Raw genomic sequence first — 21477 nt, forward strand, 5'->3', positions numbered from 1 at the left:
CTATTCACTTTTTTCTTCAATTTTATTATTTTCTCCTTTTTCTGTATCGCTTTCTTGGCCTGGCTCTTCTTTTTCTTTGATTTCATCAGAGTCAAAGAGGATTCTTACAGCTGGAGACTCATCGTCTTCAAACTGTCCTTTTCTGGCGTATACAATAAAGATTACCAGGAAAACAGCAGCCAAAGAAACGCTGCATAGGATCATTAAATATAGAATATCCATCAGCAACAAAATTAACCTATTTTCGGGGTTCAAATTTAGTGAAAAATAATGACTTTCATCACGAAATACGGGTTTTGGCTAATTTAAAATCAGTCTAAATAAGCCATTCTAAGCCTGTTTTTTGAAATATTTTCGCCCCAGAATCCAAGTTGAAAAAGTGGTAAATGAAACTACGGTTATAGAACTTGCCGGCATAAATAATGCTGCAAAAAGAGGATGCATGTGTCCTGTAACTGCGTAACTTAAACCAACGATATTGTAAAGAAAACTTATTATAAATGTTATTTTCACAATGGTGATCGAGCCTTTACAAACATTCAGGTAATTGTTCAATGAGACCACCTTTTCACCATTCATAATCACATCAGAAGAAGGCGTAAAGCTGTTGGAGTCATCTGCAATGGCAATTCCTACGTTGCTTTGTTTCAATGCTCCGGCATCATTTAATCCGTCGCCAAGCATGGCTACTTTTAGATTCTGATCCTGAAGGTTTTTGATGTAATTCAGTTTATCTTCCGGATTTTGATTGAAAGCCATTCCCCTGTAACTCGGAATTAATTCTTTCAACTGATTTTCTTCTGAAGAATTATCACCACTTAATATAAAAATGTTGTAATGAGTAAGTTTTTTGAATAAATTTTTAAGGTTTTCACGGTATTCATTTTTAAAGATAAATTTTCCTAAAAATTCACCATTCTTACTAATATAAACCGCTGTTTCAAGATTTTTAGATTCCTGATTATTGTAACGTGCAGAACCGATTTTGTAACTGTTTCCTCTTACGATCGCCTCATATCCCTTCCCTGAAATTTCCTGAAATTTTTCGACAGGTAAATATTCGTCTTTTGCTTCAATGAATTCATATAAAGATTTAGAAAGCGGGTGATTTGAGTTCTTTAGTAAAGACTTGATATTCAGTAAATCAAATTCTTTAATTTCATCACCTTCAAATTTGATATTTGATTTTTTCCGGTGTGTAATTGTTCCGGTTTTATCAAAAACAATCGTATCCAATTTGGCAATTTTTTCGATCGTTAAGGTATCTTTTACATAAAACTTATTTCTACCTAAAATCCTCATAATGTGGCCAAAAGTAAACGGTGCAGACAGCGCAAGTGCACATGGGCAGGCAATAATCAAAATGGCAGATATCACCTGAAACATTTTATTCAAATCAATAAAATACCAATATGTTCCCGCAATTAATGTAATACCTAAAATGATAAATGTGAAATATTTACTTACGTTATTAGTCAGAGTATCAAGTCCGGTCTCATGTTTCTTGAAAGCTTCCTTGTTCCAAAGCTGGGTAAGGTAACTTTGATCAACATTTTTGATAACTTCCAATTCCAAAGACGAACCAATTTGTTTTCCTCCGGCAAAAATTTTGTCGCCGGGTTGTTTATTTATGGTTGCACTTTCACCTGTAATGAAACTATTGTCGATATTTCCTTCACCATTAATCAAAACTGCATCAACGGGAATAATTTCCTGATTTCTAACTAAAATTCTGTCTCCGATTTTAATTTCTGAAAGTAAAATATTGTCTTGTTTTCCCTGAAAATCAACTTTTGTTACCGCAATCGGGTAGAAAGATTTGTAATCTCTGTCGTAAGAAAGCGCGCTGTAGGTTCTCTTCTGAAAGATTTTACCCAAAAGCATAAAGAACAGCAATCCGCACAATGTGTCAAAATATCCTGGGCCATAATTGGTGGCAACTTCATATAAACTTCGTCCGAAAAGAACGATAATTCCCAAAACGATAGGAACATCAATATTGACGATTTTGTTTTTTAAACCATACCAGGCAGATTTATAATAATCTGAAGCAGAATATACAACAACGGGAATTGCCAAAACACACATCAATGCTCTGAAAAGTCCTTTGTAATGTTCCATCCAATAGTCTTCACCGCCGATGTATTCAGGGAAAGCAAGGAACATTCCGTTACCGAAAGCAAAGGCTGCAATCGCAAACTTTACCAGAAGTGATTTGTCTAAATGTTCTACATTTTTATCTGCCGTTTCAAGGCTGATGACGGGTTTGTACCCCAAATTAGTTAAGAAATTAGCTAATTCGCTTAATTTTAAATCGTTATGGTTGAATGAAACCTGTAAGGTCTTTCTTGTGAAGTTAACCTGAGAATAGTTAATTTTATTATTAATCGTATGTAAGCTTTCAAGAAGCCAAATGCATGATGAACAGTGGATTACAGGGATTTTGAAAGTGATTAAACTTGTATTGCCTTCTGAAAAATCCGTTACTTTTTCAAAAATTTCCGGAGTGTCTAAGTAAGCATATTGAGTAGAACTTTCGTCACTCGGACGAATCCCGGCTCTTTTATTTAATTCATAGAAATTACTTAGATTATTGGTATTTAGAATTTCATAAACAGACTTACAACCGTTGCAGCAGAAAATCCTTTCGTCAAATAGAATTCGTTCTTTTTCTATCCCTTGGCCACAATGAAAACAGTTCTCGCTCACCTTCATAAATTATTGAACTACAAAATTATAACATTTTTTTTTGTTTATCGAGTTAAAAAGTTCTATTTTTGTGATAAATGTCATATTAACATGTCGCAGGAACAACAGATTGAAATTGAAGAGAGGTTCGCAAGAGTTTTTAATGATAAATCATTCAAGGAAAGACTTTCCAGCGCTGATTTTGAGAAATATATTAACGCAAAAAAAAAGCTTACTTTTCAAAAGCATGATACTATTTTTGAAGATGGTGAGACTCCGAAAGGAGTGTACTTTTTAGAAAAAGGAGCAGCTAAGTTATCAAAATCGGGAGCTTTCGGAAAAGATCAGATTCTAAGATTTATTAAAGAAGGGGACATCATCGGTTATCGTTCTTTACTTTGCGGGGAAAATTTCCAGGCAAAGGCTGAGGCAATGACAGATATTGAAGCTACTTTCTTACCTGCCGAAGTTTTTATGTATTTACTGGAGGTAGATCCAAAACTTTCTTTCGCAATGCTTCAGAAGATTTCTTACGAATTGGGAGAATCTTCTAATACGATTACTTTCTTGGCTCAAAAAACGGTAAGAGAAAGATTAGCAGAAATACTAATTCTTTTAGAGCAAAAATTGGGCGTTGATCCTGAAGGATTTATTAAAATTTCTTTAACGAGAGAAGAAATTGCCAATATCATCGGAACTGCTACAGAAAGTGCTATCCGTTTGATTTCGGAGTTTAAAGGAGATCAGCTCATCGAAGTAGACGGAAGAAATATCAAAATTCTCAACCACGACAAATTAATGAAACTAGGACACGTAGTTTTATAAATCATACAAAACTTTAAGTCGGCCAGGTGCCGACTTTTTAACTTTTAAAATAGATACAATTATGTCTGTTCATTCTGAAATTAAAAAAGTTACGACTGAAACCTTGCGTAAAATGAAATTCGACAAGGAAAAAATAACAATGCTTACGGCATACGATTTTACCACTGCGAAAATGGTAGATGCAGGAGGAATAGATGCTGTTTTGATCGGAGATTCGGCTGCTAATGTGATGGCTGGCTTTGAAACGACGTTGCCAATTACTTTAGATCAAATGATTTACCATACACAAAGTGTGGTGAGAGGAACAGACAGAGCTTTGGTGATTGCTGATTTACCGTTCGGAACATATCAGAGTAATCCGGATATCGCTTTGCAGTCTGCAGTGAGAATGATGAAAGAAGGCGGAGCTCATGCGATTAAAATTGAAGGTGGAAAAGAAATTTCAAAATCAATAAAAAAAATCATCAATGCTGGAATTCCGATTATGGGACATTTGGGATTGACGCCGCAATCTATTTATCAATTCGGAACCTATAAAGTAAGAGCAAAAGAAGAAGCTGAAGCAGAAAAATTAATCAACGATGCAAAATTGCTTGAAGAATTAGGCTGTTTTGGAGTTGTTTTAGAAAAAATTCCGGCAGATTTGGCTAAAAGAGTAACAGAATCTATCTCGATCCCAACAATTGGAATCGGAGCCGGACCTGATTGCGACGGTCAGGTGTTGGTGTACCACGATATGGTTGGAATGAATCAAGGTTTCAGCCCGAAATTTTTAAGAAGATATCTTGATTTATACACAGAAATCACAGGAGCGGTTGCTCAATATGTGAAAGATGTGAAAAACCAGGATTTCCCTAACGAAAAAGAAAGCTATTAATGAGAAATCAACAATCTACTCAGGGAATTTTATCAATCATTGCATTGCTTTGTCTTGCTGTGGGATGGTTCAATCTTTTCTCTCCGGAAATCAATGTTTTATTATCCCGAAAAGTCTTCTATATTTTAATCGGAGCAAGTTTTTTCCTGCAGGCACCTTTCATGAAAAATCAAAATTTTACGTACGCAATGTATGCTGCAGCTGCAGTTTGTGTGCTTGGAGGTTTATTAATTCCAATAGGTTCAAAATTGGAAACTATTAAAACCATTGGGCTTTTGGGAGGTATTATTCTTTCAATTGTCAGTCGACCTTCTTATCGTCAGTAAAGTATGGAGGATCAGATTGTTTATGAAGACAACCATCTTTTGGTAATCAATAAAAAAGTCGGGCAGCTCGTTCAGGGCGATAAAACCGGCGACGATTCTTTATTAGAATTAATTAAGGATTTTATAAAAAAAAGAGATGACAAGCCGGGAAATGTATTTCTCGGTTTGGTTCATCGTATCGACAGACCGACTTCAGGTTTAGTGATTTATGCTAAAACTTCCAAAGCATTGTCTCGTTTGACTCAAATGGTTAAAAACCGGGAGGTTAAAAAAACGTATTGGGCGGTTGTGGCAAAAGATATGATTCCCAAGACGCAGCGATTGGTTCATTATTTACAGAAAAATGAAAAGAATAATAAAGCAATCGTTTTCACCAAAGTGACTGAAGGAGCAAAAGAAGCCGTTCTTACGTATAATGTGATTAAAACATTGGATAATTATCTTTTACTGGAAATCGATCTTGAAACAGGAAGACATCATCAGATCAGAGCACAATTATCAAAAACAGGTGTTCCGATTAAAGGAGATTTAAAATATGGTGCACCACGCTCCAATACGGATGGCGGAATTAATCTTCACGCCAGAAAACTGGAATTTATTCATCCTGTAACTAAAGACAATATAGAAATTATCGCACCCGTTCCACAAAATGATGCGATTTGGAGGGCTTGTGAAGAATAAATAAAAAATTTAGAGGATGGAAACTGAAGGTGATTCGGTTTCCATTTTTTTTATTTAAAAAGTACTTACATTCAAAAACGTATTTCACAATATTAAAACTTCCTGCTTCCATCATTCCGTCTCTATCTTCACTAAAATTTTGCACATTTCAAAAAAATAACTACCTTCGTCCCACACTTTAGGGGTGTCTGTTGAAAAACGGGCTGAGAATTTACCCTTTGAACCTGATTTCTAGATCATACTAGCGTAGGGAAAAGTAGATGACTTTTGCTGTACATTCTATTGTACAATAACAGCCATTCCTAAGGTGCATTTTAAAAATGTTAGGAATGGAGCTTACAATTAACCACACGACAAAAAATTTTGAAGTACTTCCCGAAAACCTGGAAGCGCTCATTGCTATAGAATTACCTGAAAAGAAAAAAGGTATTGCCGTAGCGCTCAACAACCGCATTGTTCCGCAGTCATTCTGGGCGGAAACCATTCTCAACAACAGAGATTCAATTTTAATTATCACTGCCACTCAGGGCGGCTAATTTTCATAAAAACCAAATTATTTTATGGCTCACAAGATCACACGTTCGCCGTTTCCGAACTCAAAAAAAATCTATGTTGAAGGGAAAATTCACCCGATCAATGTAGCGATGCGGGAAATCCAATTAAGTCCAACAAAATTGACTAACGGAAAGCTTGAAGAAAATCTACCCGTTACAATTTACGATACATCAGGACCTTACACCGACGAAAACTCTGAAATTAATATTGAAAAAGGACTTCCAAGAATCAGGGAACAATGGATTTTAGACAGAAATGATGTAGAAATTCTTGACGGAATTACTTCTGAATATGGGAAAGCCCGACTTGCCGATTCAAAGCTAGATGAATTGCGTTTTTCTTACAATCACAAACCGAAAGTGGCGAAAGAAGGACAGGAAGTTACGCAGTTATACTACGCAAGACAAGGAATTATCACTCCCGAAATGGAATATATTGCCATCAGAGAAAACCAAAAAATTGAGCAGTTGGATTCTGTTTCAAAAGATATGGCATTCCAACATTCGGGAAACAGTTTTGGCGCACGAACTCCAAAAAGCAAAATCACTCCCGAGTTTGTAAGAGATGAAATTGCAGCCGGAAGAGCAATTATTCCAAATAATATCAATCATCCTGAAAGCGAACCGATGATTATCGGAAGAAATTTCTTAGTTAAAATTAATGCCAACATAGGAAATAGTGCCGTTTCATCAAGTATTGAAGAAGAAGTTGAAAAAGCAGTCTGGGCGTGTCGATGGGGAGCTGATACGATTATGGATCTCTCAACCGGAAAAAATATTCATGAAACCAGGGAATGGATCATTAGAAACAGTCCGGTTCCGATTGGTACCGTTCCGATTTACCAGGCATTGGAAAAAGTGAAAGGGGTCGCAGAAGATTTAACATGGGAAATTTTTAAAGATACTTTGATCGAACAGGCAGAACAGGGAGTTTCTTACTTCACGATTCATGCCGGAGTTTTGTTGAGATATATTCATTTAACAGCAAAACGTGTTACGGGAATCGTTTCCAGAGGAGGCTCTATCATGGCAAAATGGTGTTTGTTTCATCATAAAGAAAACTTTTTGTATACGCATTTTGAGGAAATCTGCGAAATCATGAAAAAATATGACGTCGCATTTTCTTTGGGCGACGGTCTTCGTCCGGGTTCGATTGCCGATGCTAATGATGAAGCACAGTTCGCAGAATTGGAAACCTTAGGTGAACTGACAAAAATCGCCTGGAAACACAACGTTCAGGTGATGATTGAAGGTCCCGGTCATGTTCCGATGCACATGATCAAAGAAAATATGGAGAAGCAACTGGAAGTATGTGATGAAGCACCATTTTATACTTTAGGTCCTTTAACGACAGATATTGCTCCGGGTTATGACCATATTACCTCAGGAATCGGAGCGGCAATGATTGGTTGGTTTGGTTGTGCAATGCTTTGCTATGTAACACCAAAAGAACATTTAGGACTTCCAAATAAAGAAGATGTAAAAGTGGGAGTTATCACGTATAAACTGGCTGCTCATGCTGCTGATTTGGCAAAAGGCCATCCAGGGTCGCAATACAGGGACAATGCTTTAAGTAAAGCCAGATTTGAATTCCGTTGGGAAGACCAATTTAATCTTTCATTAGATCCTGATACGGCAAGGTCTTATCATGATGAGACACTTCCTGCCGACGGAGCAAAAATTGCGCATTTCTGTTCGATGTGCGGACCAAAATTCTGTTCGATGAAAATCACACAGGAAATCCGTGAATCGGCAGAAAAAGGAATGTTCGACAAATCTCAGGAATTCATCGAAAAAGGGAGAGAAATTTATATATGATCATCGTAATCACTCCCGAAAAAATTATTGAAAAAGAAACTGAAGTCATTAATGAATTGTTTCAGGAAGGTTTGGATTTACTTCATATCAGAAAACCATTCATTAATTCGGAAGAAATGACGGATTTTATTCAAAAAATAGATTTGAAATTTCATGCTCAATTAGTTTTACACAGCAATTATAATGTGGCGGAAAATTTTAAGATCTCAAGACTTCATTTCAAAGAAATTGACAGGCAAAATGATTTGTATAAAGCTTTCATAAATAAAACGATTTCAACTTCTGTTCATAATATTGAAACTTTTAATGAATTAGGAGAAGAATGGGAATATTCTTTTATCGGCCCGGTTTTTCCGAGTATTTCTAAAAAAGGATACGGTAAAAATTCAACGATTTTGAATGATATTAAAAAACGAACTCATTCAAATGTAAAACTTGTTGCTTTGGGAGGAATTAATGAAAAAAATATCAATAAAACTTTCGAAAGTAAAATAGACGGAACGGCTTTGTTAGGCGCAATTTGGCAAAATGATGAACCTGTAAATGTATTCAGGAAATGCAGGGAGAACGTCCTTTCGTGATGAGCATTGCAGGCTACGACCCAAGTGGCGGAGCTGGTTTGTTGGCAGATATTAAAACATTTGAACAATTGAAAGTTCAGGGATTAGGAGTTTGTACGGCAATTACAATTCAGACTGCTTCTCAATGTTTGAGTTTGAATTGGCAACCTTTGGAAGAAGTTTTAACTGCAATTAAGGTTTTAATGAAAAATTATCACGTTGAAGCAGTAAAAATCGGAGTGGTAAAAAATACAGAATTTTTAAGTGAAATTATTAAAACAATTCAATTGAATAATTCTGAAGCAAAAGTTGTTTGGGATCCAGTGTTGAAAAGTACTTCAGAGTTTTCTTTTTTTGATTTGAATACAATTTCTGAGTTGAAGAATGTTTTGGCTGAAATTGATTTAATCACTCCAAATTATCATGAATATCAAGTTTTGAAAGAAAATCTTTTTGAAAACTTAGAAAATTATTGTCCGGTTTTAATAAAAGGAGGGCATCGGAAAGATCAATTAGGAATAGATATTTTAATGGAGAATGGAAAAGAAATTTCAATTCAACCTAATAACGAAACTTATTTTTATCCAAAACATGGTTCGGGTTGTGTGCTTTCTTCGGCTATTGCAAGTCATTTAGCCAAAGGAGAAAACTTGGAACACGCCTGTAAAAAAGGAAAATTATACATCGAAAAATTTTTAATAAGTAATTCAACTTTATTAGGATTTCATTCAAATTAAATCATGGAAAAATTACAATACATCTCTCAGGGATTTACCATAGAAGAACAGGAGCTGAATATCAGAAAAGCTCTTGATTACGGAGTTAAGTGGGTACAAGTACGTTGGAAAAATGCTCCTGAAAATGAATTTATCAGGCTTTGTGAAATTTCAAAAAAACTATGTTCAGATAATCAATCGGTTTGTATTATCAACGATCATGTTCAGATTGCAAAAAAAGTTGATGCAGACGGCGTTCATTTAGGTTTCAAAGATACATCCATTGAAATTGCCAGAGATATTTTAGGTGAAAATAAAATCATCGGCGGAACGGCAAATACTTTTTCAGATGTTCTTCAAAGAATGAAAGAAGGATGTAATTATATCGGTTTAGGACCGTTACGATTTACTTCAACAAAAGAAGAATTAAGCCCAATTTTAGGTTTTGAAGGATATAAAAAAATCATTGATGATTTAAAAGAAAGGTCATTAGAAATCCCAAAAATAGTTGCCATTGGCGGGGTTGTTTTGGATGACATAGAATTATTACAACAAATCGGAATTTACGGCGTGGCAGCTTCAGGACAAATTACTCATCAGCCATCCATTATCAAAGAATTTAAAAAAGTTTTACAATGAAAAATCAACCATTACTCATAGCAGACAAAACTTTCGAATCTCGATTGTTTTTAGGAACAGGAAAATTCGGAAATCTTTCAGAAATGACTGATTCAATCATCGCTTCAGGAAGTGAGATGGTAACAATGGCATTAAAACGCATCGATTCGCAATCTTCAGAAAATGATTTATTGAATGCTTTAAAACCTGCAAAATCTCATCTTTTACCCAATACCTCAGGGGCAAGAACAGCTAAAGAAGCAGTTTTGGCGGCACAATTGGCAAGAGAAGCCTTAGAAACCAACTGGGTGAAACTGGAAATTCATCCTGATCCGAAATATTTATTGCCTGATCCTATTGAAACATTATATGCAACGGAGGAATTGGCAAAATTAGGATTTATCGTCATGCCATATATCCATGCAGATCCTGTATTATGTAAACGGTTAGAAGATGTTGGAACAGCGGTTGTTATGCCTTTGGGAGCTCCGATTGGAACTAATAAAGGATTGAAAACTTTAGACTTTTTAGAAATAATTATTGCTCAAAGTAACGTTCCTGTTGTGGTTGATGCAGGAATCGGAGCGCCTTCCGATGCGGCGAAAGCAATGGAAATGGGTGCTGATGCAGTTTTGGTGAATACAGCAATTGCAGTGGCACAAAATCCTGTGAATATGGCATTGGCTTTTAGGGAAGGCGTAATTGCCGGTAGAAGAGCTTTTGAAGCGGGTTTGGGAGCTATCGGAAATCATGCAGAAGCATCAAGTCCGCTGACATCTTTTTTGTTTGATTAAAATTAATTTTATGAAGAGTTTTCTAGATTTTTTTGAAAAATATCAATGGAATGAGGTAAAATCAAAGCTTGAAAAAGTGACTTTGTCTGATGTGGAAAATAGTCTTCAAAAAAAGAATAAAACAATAGAAGATTTTCTGAATTTTCTTTCACCGGTTGCTGCTCAGAAATTAGAGTTGATGGCAAAAATGACACAACAACTTACGCAAAAACGGTTCGGAAAGACTATTCAATTGTATGCGCCGTTGTATTTGAGTAATGAATGCCAAAATATTTGTACGTACTGCGGTTTTAGTTTAGATAATTCAATCAAAAGGAAAACTTTGACTGATACTGAATTGATGATAGAAGCAACAGTTTTAAAATCAATGGGAGTGAATCACGTTTTATTGGTGAGTGGAGAAGCAAATAAAACGGTCGGAATTGATTATTTTTTGAATACTGTTCGTTTGTTAAAGCCTCATTTTGCCAATATTTCCATTGAGGTTCAACCTTTATCGGAAGATGAATATCTGGAATTGCATGAAGTGGGAGTCAATGCTGTGTTAGTTTATCAGGAAACCTATCATCAGGAAGTTTATAAAGAATATCATCCGAAAGGAAAAAAATCGAATTTCAATTTTCGTTTAGAAACGCCCGACAGAATTGGAAGTGCAGGAATTCATAAAATGGGATTAGGCGTTTTGTTGGGTTTGGAAGATTGGCGTGTAGATAGTTTTTTCAACGCACTTCATATTGATTATCTTCAAAAGACCTATTGGAAATCTAAGTTTTCAGTTTCGTTTCCAAGACTTCGACCTGCGGAGGGAATTATCGAACCGAATTTTATCATGTCAGATAAAGATTTGCTTCAATTAATCTGCGCTTACAGGATCTGGAATGAAGATTTAGAAGTTTCTATTTCCACAAGAGAAAACGAAAAATTTAGAAATAATATAATTTCATTGGGAGCAACCGCAATGAGTGCGGCTTCAAAAACAAATCCCGGTGGTTATGCGGTGGACAAAGAATCGTTGGAACAGTTTGAAACCAGCGACGAAAGAAGTATGGAAGAAATGAAAAGTATTATCAAAAGAGCAGGTTATGATCCTGTAATGAAAGATTGGGATGCTGTTTATAGCGGAATTTAAATTGAATTTTTATTGATTAATACTTTCACAATAAAAATATAAAATATGGTGAGAACATAATGGGCGTCATTTCGGGTATATTTTTGAAAAACAATCGCATCGAGAAATTTTATTTAATGAAAGTTCCCGATACACTGCTCTCCATTTCATTGCGAAAAGCACTCGAACTTACGTTGATTCAACGTTGATGATTCAAATAAAATCAAAAAACATGAAAAACGCAGACATCTTTACCAGATACAGCCGACAGATTTTTATCGAAGAAATCGGACTCGAAGGTCAAAGAAAGATAATTAATGCTAAGATTCTGGTGATTGGAGCTGGCGGATTGGGAAGTCCTGTGATTCAATATTTGGCAGCGGCAGGAGTCGGAATTTTAGGTGTTACCGATTTTGATGAGGTTGAATTACATAATTTAAACCGACAAATCATTCATAATGAAAACTCAGTTGGGATTTCTAAAATGAAAAGTGCTGAGCAGTTTGTGAAAAATCTTAATCACCAAGTCAAATTTGTTGGAATTGAAAAGAAAATTGATGAATCCAATGCAGAAGAAATGATTTCCCAATTTGATATTATCGTTGATGGTTCTGATAATTTTAAAACGAGATATTTAGTTAATGATGTTTGTGTGAAATTGAAAAAGCCTTTGGTTTATGGAAGTATTCTCGGTTTTTCCGGACAGGTTGCCATTTTTAATTATAACGGAAGTAAAAATTTAAGGGATATTTTCCCGGAGCCACCTTTTGATGAGAATATTCCCGATTGCGATAGTCTTGGCGTTTTGGGAACTTTACCGGGAATTGTGGGAAGTATGATGGCAAATTTAGCGTTGCATAGTATTATGGGTTTACCATTGCCATTAAATCAACTAACACTGATTGATACGCTGAATTGGCGATTTCAGACGATAAAATTCTGAAATTAGTAAGTAAAATAAAAAAGCAGTGAAATTTTCACTGCCTTTATTTATTGTGCCTGTTGCATTACGCCACCACTTTCTTCTTTCTTAGTACTGTTCAGAATATTAGGATCTTCTTTTGCCAGCTTATTTTTTGTTGGAATCTTATAATTAATAGACAATCCGAAGTTTCTACTGTCATATTTATTTCTCAACATCACACTTTCGCCTCCTCCCGGCGGGTTCGAACGTATCTGCATTACCTGTCCATTGAAAATATCGTTCGCAAAAACAGACACCGTAAGACGGTTATCCATGAATTTTTTCGTTAACGTAATATCAACATTATTGTTAAATGGTTTTTCTGCTGTGAAGTAGAAATATCCCGCTTTCGGAGTTAAATAACTATAATTTGCCGTTAATTTGATTTCTTTTGGTAAAATTACCTGAGCCATAGCGTTAAAAATCCAGAAGCCTTTATTGTTCAAATTGTCAATGTCATGTTTCTGATAACCGGCGTATAAGTACATGAAGTTAATTTTATCTGGATTAAAATTAAATTTCATGATCTCACTTAATGGTTTGCTGAAAATCATAAACGGAACCGGCAATCCAAGATTAAAGTTGTGAATTCTCATACTTGAAATATTCACCTGCTCATTATAAAGATTTTTTCCGCTTTTTCTAATGATTTGCGCGACCTGATTTTTCGCTGAACTCACGCTGTATCCTATGAAAGCATAATCGAAAGCAGAGATTTTTATTTCATAATTGTCAAAAATCGTAGGTTGAAGATTTGGGTTTCCAGTTACCTGTGTGTTGGGTCCCTGAAAAGTTGTGTTATTCGGGTTTAGCGCAGAAATACTTGGTAAACTTATCTTTTTATTATAATTCGCAGCAATATACACCTGATTCATCAAATTATACTGAACACTCGCATTTGGGAATAACTTAAATTTATTGAAAGGAATCAAATCCTTTTGTACAATAGCATTTGTACTGTCAATTACTCTTGTTACACCCGAAATATCATAGTTTTCTGCACGTGTTCCTAAAATGAAATCAAATTTTTTCAATTTAGCCTGAAACTCCAGATACGTTGCAGTTGTCTGTCTTTTATATTCTAAGTTGGTTAAGCCTTTGCTTTCGGTATCAAAATTTTGATTTTCGTACAATCCTCCCAAACTTACTTTTCCGCCATCCAAAATCTTTAGAGGCTGAGAATAGTCTACTTTAAAATTGGCAATTTTCATATCAGATGTATTGCTCAATACATTTCCGTTTGAAATTGGATCTACATCTTCGTCCGGATTACGGTAAATTACATCTCTGAAAATATTGTCCTGATCGAATCTACTGGTAGATTTTGTATATCCAAACTGAAAATCCAGTTTCTGTGCTTTATCTGTAAAACGTTTTTGATAGGTAACGACCGCTTCCTGTCTTGTGTTAAAAGTATGTGCGGCATCAAAAGCTTCAAAATTTCCTTCTCTTATGCTGTCTTTAATATTCTTATAAGGCAGATCTGCAAAACCATTACTCAAAGTATAATTGTCATTATTGTTATGGTAAATATCATAATTCAGCAATAATCTGTCTTGTCCGAGATCAAAAGTCAACCCCGACTTTGCAAAATATCCACGGCCCAATCTGTCGGTATTACTTAATAACAGGTTATTCTGATTGGTGTCCATCATGCTCTCACGGTAATTTTGTCCGAAGTTCAGCTGCCATCCAAAATATTTATTTCTGGCATTTAAATTCATAGAATTACTCGTTCTGCTTCTGAATTTATCATAATTCGTGAAAGAATAATTTCCGGAATAGGTTGCTGTTAAATATTTATTGGCATTCTTATTCGTAATAATATTCATGATCGCACCTCCTGATGTTGCAGGAAATTCTGCTCCTGGCTGGGTAATAACTTCAATTCTATCTACAGAATTTGCAGGCATACCTTCAAGAAAAGAATTGAGTTCGTTGGAAGTTATATTTAAAGGTCTTCCATTTAAGTAAACGTCCAGAACTTTCCCCTGATACATCATTCCGGCAATGTCTGTAGAAACAAGACCCGGAAGTTTTTTGATGCCTTCCAGCACATTTCCGTTATTCAACTGAGGCTGTTCCGAAAAATCGAAAATAGTACGGTCTGCCTTTTGTTCAACGGCTTTTTTAGTTTTGGTAATAACGACCCCTTCAATTTGCTTTTCCTTGGTCTCTTGGTTATTAGTTTTTTCCTGAGCATAAATAATTATTGATCCTAGAAAAGATAACGCAATAATTGTTTTTTTCATAATGTTTTTCCTTCTACAGAGTTAGACGTTGAAAAATAGCAATTGTTACAACAAACTGTGAAATATTACAAGATAGTTAGAGCACAACAAAAAAGCAACTCCAATCTGAAGTTGCTTTTTCTATTATTAATTAAAATCTAACAATTAATTTTCCTGTTGTTTGATTAAGTTTAACGCTGAACCCGCTTTAAACCAGTCAATTTGTTGATCATTGTATGTATGGTTTGCCATAACAATGTCTTTAGTTCCGTCATTATGGATGAATTCCAACGTTAGTTGTTTTCCCGGAGCAAACTGATCAAGATCTAAGAAATTGATTACATCATCTTCTAAAATTTTATCATAATCAGCCTCATTAGCGAAAGTTATTCCCAACATTCCTTGTTTCTTCAAGTTTGTTTCGTGAATTCTTGCAAATGATTTTACCAACACTGCTTTTACGCCCAAATGTCTTGGTTCCATTGCAGCATGCTCTCTTGAAGAACCTTCACCATAATTCTGATCTCCCACAACAATTGAAGGTACACTGGCAGCTTTGTAAGCTCTCTGTACGGCAGGAACTTCTCCGTATTCTGCAGTCAATACGTTTTTCACTTTGTTAGTTTCCATATTGAAAGCATTTACAGCCCCGATCAACATATTGTTGGAAATATTATCCAAGTGACCTCTGTATTTTAACCAAGGTCCCGCCATAGAAATATGGTCGGTTGTACATTTTCCGAAAGCCTTAATTAAAAGTCTTGCACCGATAATATTTTTACCATCCCAAGCAGGGAATTCTTCCAATAACTGAAGTCTGTCTGAAGTTGGGCTCACCTTTACAACAACAGAAGAACCGTCCGCAGATGGTGCCTGATAGCCGTTATCATCTACTGCGAAACCTTTTGCAGGTAATTCAAAACCTTTTGGCTCGTCTAATTTAATTTGCTCGCCAGCTTCGTTGGTTAAAGTATCAGTAATTGGATTAAAGTCTAATCTTCCTGAAATAGCAACCGCAGCTACCATTTCCGGAGAAGCTACGAAAGCGTGCGTATTTGGATTTCCATCTGCTCTTTTTGCAAAGTTTCTGTTGAAAGAGTGAATAATTGAGTTTTTCTCTCCTTTTTCAGCACCTTCTCTGTCCCATTGTCCGATGCAAGGTCCGCAAGCATTGGTAAAGATTCTTGCGTTCTCAAATTTTCTGAATGAATCTAAAAATCCATCTCTTTCTGCTGTAAATTTTACCTGCTCAGAACCTGGATTGATTCCTAGAATTGCTTTTGGTTTAACGCCTTTTGCAACTGCATCTTCTACGATAGAAGCTGCTCTTGATAAATCTTCATAAGAAGAGTTGGTACAAGAACCGATTAATGCCCATTCAACTTCCAAAGGCCATCCGTTGGCTTCTGCCTTAGCTTTAAACTCTGCAACCGGAGTCGCTAGATCCGGAGTAAAAGGTCCGTTTAGATGAGGTGTTAATTCTGAAAGGTTGATTTCAATAACTTGGTCAAAATATTGTTCCGGATTAGCATATACCTCAGTATCACCTGTTAAATGTTCAGCGATTACGTCGGCTGCATCTACAACGTCCTGTCTTCCTGTAGAAGCCAAATATCTTCTCATAGAATCATCATATCCAAAAGTAGAGGTAGTGGCTCCGATTTCAGCACCCATGTTACAGATTGTACCTTTACCTGTTGCTGAAAGAGATTCAGCTCCTTCTCCGAAATATTCTACGATACATCCAGTTCCACCTTTTACGGTAAGAATTCCTGCTACTTTTAAGATAATATCTTTTGCTGCAGTCCATCCGGACATTTTACCGGTTAGTTTTACACCGATTAACTTTGGCATTTTCAATTCCCAAGCCATTCCTGCCATTACGTCTACTGCATCTGCACCACCAACTCCGATGGCAACCATTCCTAAACCTCCTGCATTTACTGTATGCGAGTCGGTTCCGATCATCATACCTCCGGGGAATGCATAATTTTCTAAGACAACCTGGTGAATGATTCCGGCACCCGGTTTCCAGAAACCGATTCCATATTTATCACAAACTGAGCCCAAGAAATTGAAAACTTCTGAATTCTTATTAAGACCTTCCTGTAAATCTGCCTGTGCGCCCACTCTTGCCTGAATCAGGTGATCTGCATGAGCCGTTGACGGAACGGCAACTTTAGCTTTTCCTGCCTGCATAAATTGTAAAAGTGCCATCTGCGCCGTTGCATCCTGCATAGCCACTCTGTCTGGTGCAAAGTCTACATAAGAGTTTCCTCTTTCGTGCGCTTTGGTAGCATTACCTTCCCAAAGATGGGTGTAAAGAATTTTTTCTGAAAGAGTAAGAGGTTTCCCAACGATCTGTCTTGCAGCAGCAATTCTCTCAGGATAACGCTCATACACTTTTTTAATCATGTCGATGTCGAAAGTCATATCTGTTTTAATTTTTCTTTTTCCAATAAATTTTTCCGTCAGTAAATCCAATAATACAGCGGAAAAAATTTCTTACTTCAACTCATCAAAATCTATTCCTTCAATCCATAAACAGGAATGAATATAACGATAATTGAAATTATTTATAGCTATCAATTTAAGGAAAAATAAAATTTTGATCGTTGATTTAAGTTAAAATAATTTTGTAGAACCCTTAAATAGAAATGTTCTAAACAAAAAAGAAAGATTCTAATCCAATGGGTTAGAATCTTTCAATATTTAAAAAGCCTTGCGACTTATTTTTAAATTGTATTAATGACCAACTGCAACCAATTCTTTGATTGGCGGTACAAAAGTAGTCAAATCAATTCCTTCAACTGCTTCTTTGTATTCTTCAATACTCGGAATTCTACCGATGATAGCCGATAAAACTACTACCGGAGTTGATGCCAATAACGACTCTCCTTTTTTACGTTCTGAATCTTCAACCACTCTTCCTTGGAAAAGACGGGTAGAAGTTGCCAAAACAGTATCTCCTTTTTCTGCTTTTTCCTGATTACCCATACAAAGGTTACAACCTGGACGCTCCAAATACATGATGTTTTCGTATTCTGTACGAGCGGCACCTTTAGGCGCATTATCATTAAATTCGAAACCTGAATATTTTTCTAATAATTCCCAGTCTCCTTCTGCTTTCAACTCGTCGATGATATTGTAAGTAGGAGCAGCAACCACTAACGGAGCATTAAATTCTACTTTTCCATTCTTTCTTTCAATATTTCTCAACATTTGAGAAACAATTTTTAAATCTCCTTTGTGAACCATACAAGATCCCACGAAACCTAAATCTACCTTTTTAGAACCACCATAATACGTCAGATCTCTGATCGTATCGTGAGTATATCTTTTAGAAACATCTTCATTGTTAACATCCGGGTCGGCAATCATTGGTTCAACAATTACGTCAAGATCAACAACTACTTCAGCATAATATTTAGCATTTGAATCTGGAGTTAACGCTGGTTTTTCACCTGATTTAATCTCTGTAATTCTCTTGTTTGCTTTATTGATTAATCCCTGAAGAACCTGGTTATGGTTATCCATCCCTTTGTCGATCATGATCTGGATTCTTCCTTTTGCAATTTCCAAAGATTCAATTAAAGTATCATCTTCAGAAATACAGATAGAAGCTTTAGCTTTCATTTCTGCAGTCCAGTCTGTAAATGTAAACGCCTGGTCAGCAGGAAGAGTTCCGATATGAACCTCAATAATTCTTCCCTGGAATACGTTTTCGCCAACAAATTGCTTCAACATTTGAGCCTGAGTTGCATGAACTACATCACGGAAATCCATGTGCTGTTTCATATCACCTTTGAAAGTCACTTTTACAGATTCCGGAATCGGCATTGATGCTTCACCTGTAGCCAAAGCAAGAGCAACTGTTCCTGAATCGGCTCCAAAAGCAACTCCTTTAGACATTCTCGTGTGAGAATCTCCTCCGATGATGATTGCCCATTCGTCAATCGTAATATCGTTAAGAACTTTATGAATAACATCTGTCATAGAGTGATATTCACCTTTCGGGTCACGAGCTGTGATCAAACCGAAATCGTTCATGAATTTCATTAATTTAGGAATATTAGCCTGCGCTTTTTTGTCCCAAACTGAAGCTGTATGACAACCTGACTGGTAAGCACCGTCAACAATTGGTGAAATCACCGTGGCTGCCATAGATTCCAATTCCTGTGCAGTCATTAAACCTGTTGTATCCTGAGAACCCACAATGTTTACTTCCACACGAACGTCTGAACCGGCGTGTAAAACCTTACCTTGAGGCAAACCAACAGCATTTTTATTAAAGATCTTTTCAACCGCCGTTAAACCAACACCTTCTTTAGTAATTTCTTTCGATGGCGCATAAACTGCAGGAATTTCAATTCCTAAAATGTTAGATGCCCAAGTCTGTAATTTTTTACCAAAAACAATAGCATAAGATCCACCAGCTTTGATGAATTCCATTTTTTGTGGCGTGAAAGATTTAGAAATATCTTTTAGTTCCTGATCGCCGTTGTATAATTTTTTGGTCTTAGTATTAATGGTAAGAACAGTTCCTGTTGCTACAGAATATTTTTCTTCAAGAATGGGCTCATCATTTTCGTTACGAATAACATTTCCTTCTGCATCCAGCTTTTTCACCCAGTTTTGAAGGTCGATACCAATTCCACCGGTTACGTCAACCGTTGTCAGGAAAATTGGAGAAATACCATTGGTTCCTGCTACGATTGGAGCAATATTTACGAATGGAATATAAGGACTTGCCTGTTTACCCGTCCAAAGTGCTACGTTGTTTACACCTGACATTCTGGAAGATCCAACGCCCATTGTTCCTTTCTCAGCAATCAACATGACGCTTTTATCAGGATGTTGTGCCTGCAAAGCCTGAATTTCTTTCTGAGCTTCAGGAGTCATCATGCATAATCCATGAAGCTCACGGTCTGATCTTGAGTGTGCCTGATTTCCCGGAGACAATAAATCCGTAGAAATATCACCTTCACCTGCAATATAAGTTACTACTTTGATTTCTTCAGCAGCTTCCGGAAGTTTTGTGAAAAAATCTGCCTGTGCGTAACTTTCAATGATTTCTTTAGCAATTTCATTTCCGCTGTGGAATGCTGCTTTCAAACGGTCAGTGTCTGCCTCGTAAAGGAAAACTTGTGTTTTAAGAACCTCTGCAGCTTCTTTAGCAATTTCAGCATCGTTACCTAACGCTAAATCTAACAATACTTCAATAGAAGGTCCTCCTTTCATGTGAGATAATAACTCAAACGCAAATGCGGGAGTTATTTCTTCTAATACAGATTCACCTAAAATGATTTCTTTTAAAAACTTAGCTTTAACTCCTGCCGCACTTGTCGTACCGGGTAAAGTGTTATAAATAAAAAATTTAAGAGAGTCAGCTCTGTGTTCATTAGCTGTATCTTTAATTTGAGCAATAATTGCGCTTAATAATTCTGCACTATCAATCGGCTTTGGATGAAGCCCCTGATTTTTTCTTTCTTCAATTTCTTGGATATAATCCTGATAAATATTCATATAGAAGTCTTTTCTTTTTTAATTAGATTTGCTGCCGGTTATTTTAAACTACAAAAATTATAATAATGTTATTGAGTTAATTGATAAAACTAACGATAATAAAGCAGCATAATCTATATTTGATTAAAAATGGTGAGATAATGTTTTGTCCAAAGATAGAGTACGAATGTTCTTCTTAAAGTGTGATCTGCTGACCACAAAAACTCTTTTGGGTAACGTTTGGTGATATTTTTGATCGTAATTTAATCAAATATCTTATTTCAAAACGCTTTAAAATTATCAAACATTTAAAAATGCTCCCAAATTTACGAATTTCTACTATTTTTTTTGATTTAAATTATTTAGATTCTTTATAAATATGAATTTGATGTTTTCTATTTTTAACCATATTTTTGCAGCAAATGATGATTATGAAAATTACTTTTAATTTTTTATGCCTTTTTATTTCGATATTCGTTTTTTCTCAATCAAAAGCTGTTAAAAAGCAGCTTGTAAAGAATGTATCAAAATCTATTTCCAAGAACACATCGGTTCAGCAGAAAAATAATAATGATTTACCTGTTATTAATGAAGAACTTCCGGTTTTGATTCCAAAAAAGAGAAACGGCAATTTTGGCTATGTAAATCAGAAAGGTAAATTTATCATTCAACCTGAGTATCATATTGCTGTATTTTTCTATGAAGACTGCAATCTTTTAAATTCTCCAAACCAAAAAGTCAGAAAATTTGGATCGGCAGAATATGCTACGGTAGAAAAAAATGAAATTTCTTACAGGGTTGATAAGCAAGGAAAAAGAGTATATGAATTTAAGAAATCTGATCTTGGGCAATGTGCTCATAAAGAATATGTTAAACAGCTGTTTCAGGGATATGTGATGAATGGATTTTATGGCATTATTGAAAAGGCTACGTTTAAAAATCCGGCAGATTATAAGCAGTTTCAGATTTATCCTCAATATGAATATTTGTTTATTCTGGAAGGTGATGATGTTTCTAACCCGATGATTGTGGCTACAAAAAATGATATGTTCGGCGTTATTGATAAGAATAATAATATTATAATTCCATTTGAATATGTCGATATCAAACGAAATTTCAGTTGGAAATTAGGGAAAATGTTTGAGGTTTCTAAAGATGGGAAGAATTATTATTATGTAGATTCTCAAAACAAGACGTATTAAATTTTAACTC

At 35.7% G+C, this 21477-nt stretch carries 18 protein-coding genes and 1 riboswitch; of the genes, 13 read left to right on the forward strand and 5 right to left on the reverse strand.

Annotation, left to right across the window (positions count from 1 at the left end):
* The gene (gene ccoS, locus ASG22_RS15370; protein WP_055986488.1) at positions 1–222 is read right to left on the reverse strand and encodes a cbb3-type cytochrome oxidase assembly protein CcoS; all 222 of its coding nucleotides are present in this window, start codon (positions 220–222) and stop codon (positions 1–3) included.
* 108 nt (positions 223–330) lie between these two features.
* Positions 331–2709: a heavy metal translocating P-type ATPase gene (locus ASG22_RS15375; protein WP_185113819.1), complete on the reverse strand. Its 2379-nt coding sequence runs from the start codon at positions 2707–2709 to the stop codon at positions 331–333.
* Between the two features lie 90 nt (positions 2710–2799).
* Here ASG22_RS15375 and ASG22_RS15380 point away from each other — a divergent pair, with 90 nt between their 5' ends.
* From ASG22_RS15380 to ASG22_RS15435, 12 genes are all read left to right on the forward strand, one after another.
* Positions 2800–3513: a Crp/Fnr family transcriptional regulator gene (locus ASG22_RS15380; RefSeq protein ID WP_055986494.1), complete on the forward strand. Its 714-nt coding sequence runs from the start codon at positions 2800–2802 to the stop codon at positions 3511–3513.
* Between the two features lie 61 nt (positions 3514–3574).
* The gene (panB, locus tag ASG22_RS15385) at positions 3575–4390 is read left to right on the forward strand and encodes a 3-methyl-2-oxobutanoate hydroxymethyltransferase (RefSeq protein WP_055986498.1); all 816 of its coding nucleotides are present in this window, start codon (positions 3575–3577) and stop codon (positions 4388–4390) included.
* Entirely contained in the window at positions 4390–4716 is a 327-nt protein-coding gene (locus ASG22_RS15390) for a hypothetical protein (protein WP_055986500.1), read from the forward strand. Before panB ends, ASG22_RS15390 begins: the two co-directional genes overlap by 1 nt.
* 3 nt (positions 4717–4719) lie before the next feature.
* Positions 4720–5397, forward strand: a complete 678-nt coding sequence (locus ASG22_RS15395; RefSeq protein ID WP_055986503.1) for an RluA family pseudouridine synthase — start codon at positions 4720–4722, stop codon at positions 5395–5397.
* Positions 5398–5567: 170 nt separating this feature from the next.
* Positions 5568–5667, forward strand: a riboswitch (TPP riboswitch).
* A gap of 59 nt (positions 5668–5726) precedes the next feature.
* Positions 5727–5933, forward strand: a complete 207-nt coding sequence (gene thiS, locus ASG22_RS15400; RefSeq protein ID WP_055986865.1) for a sulfur carrier protein ThiS — start codon at positions 5727–5729, stop codon at positions 5931–5933.
* Positions 5934–5957: 24 nt separating this feature from the next.
* Entirely contained in the window at positions 5958–7769 is a 1812-nt protein-coding gene (gene thiC, locus ASG22_RS15405) for a phosphomethylpyrimidine synthase ThiC (protein ID WP_055986506.1), read from the forward strand.
* Positions 7766–8350: a thiamine phosphate synthase gene (locus ASG22_RS15410; RefSeq protein WP_055986509.1), complete on the forward strand. Its 585-nt coding sequence runs from the start codon at positions 7766–7768 to the stop codon at positions 8348–8350. Before thiC ends, ASG22_RS15410 begins: the two co-directional genes overlap by 4 nt.
* Entirely contained in the window at positions 8326–9066 is a 741-nt protein-coding gene (locus ASG22_RS15415; RefSeq protein ID WP_055986512.1) for a hydroxymethylpyrimidine/phosphomethylpyrimidine kinase, read from the forward strand. The genes ASG22_RS15410 and ASG22_RS15415 overlap by 25 nt, the downstream gene beginning before the upstream one ends.
* Before the next feature lie 3 nt (positions 9067–9069).
* Positions 9070–9684 (forward strand): thiamine phosphate synthase, encoded by a 615-nt coding sequence (locus tag ASG22_RS15420; protein WP_082505019.1) that lies wholly within the window; start codon positions 9070–9072, stop codon positions 9682–9684.
* Positions 9681–10457: a thiazole synthase gene (locus ASG22_RS15425; RefSeq protein WP_055986518.1), complete on the forward strand. Its 777-nt coding sequence runs from the start codon at positions 9681–9683 to the stop codon at positions 10455–10457. The genes ASG22_RS15420 and ASG22_RS15425 overlap by 4 nt, the downstream gene beginning before the upstream one ends.
* Before the next feature lie 10 nt (positions 10458–10467).
* Entirely contained in the window at positions 10468–11586 is a 1119-nt protein-coding gene (thiH, locus tag ASG22_RS15430; protein WP_055986521.1) for a 2-iminoacetate synthase ThiH, read from the forward strand.
* Positions 11587–11797: 211 nt separating this feature from the next.
* The gene (locus ASG22_RS15435; protein WP_055986867.1) at positions 11798–12508 is read left to right on the forward strand and encodes a HesA/MoeB/ThiF family protein; all 711 of its coding nucleotides are present in this window, start codon (positions 11798–11800) and stop codon (positions 12506–12508) included.
* Between the two features lie 47 nt (positions 12509–12555).
* Here the strand turns inward: ASG22_RS15435 and ASG22_RS15440 are convergent, their stop codons facing one another.
* From ASG22_RS15440 to ASG22_RS15450, 3 genes are all read right to left on the reverse strand, one after another.
* Positions 12556–14781: an outer membrane beta-barrel protein gene (locus ASG22_RS15440; RefSeq protein ID WP_055986522.1), complete on the reverse strand. Its 2226-nt coding sequence runs from the start codon at positions 14779–14781 to the stop codon at positions 12556–12558.
* 144 nt (positions 14782–14925) lie between these two features.
* Positions 14926–17193, reverse strand: a complete 2268-nt coding sequence (locus tag ASG22_RS15445) for an aconitate hydratase (protein WP_055986869.1) — start codon at positions 17191–17193, stop codon at positions 14926–14928.
* A 312-nt stretch (positions 17194–17505) separates the two neighbouring features.
* On the reverse strand, positions 17506–20286 hold the full coding sequence (locus ASG22_RS15450) for a bifunctional aconitate hydratase 2/2-methylisocitrate dehydratase (RefSeq protein WP_055986527.1): 2781 nt from the start codon (positions 20284–20286) through the stop codon (positions 17506–17508).
* Positions 20287–20696: 410 nt separating this feature from the next.
* Here ASG22_RS15450 and ASG22_RS15455 point away from each other — a divergent pair, with 410 nt between their 5' ends.
* Complete coding sequence (locus ASG22_RS15455; protein WP_238586927.1) at positions 20697–21467, forward strand: WG repeat-containing protein; 771 nt, start codon at positions 20697–20699, stop codon at positions 21465–21467.
* The last annotated feature ends 10 nt before the right edge of the window (positions 21468–21477 follow it).

This window comes from Chryseobacterium sp. Leaf405, from assembly GCF_001425355.1.
In the GTDB taxonomy this organism is placed as follows: Bacteria; Bacteroidota; Bacteroidia; order Flavobacteriales; family Weeksellaceae; genus Chryseobacterium.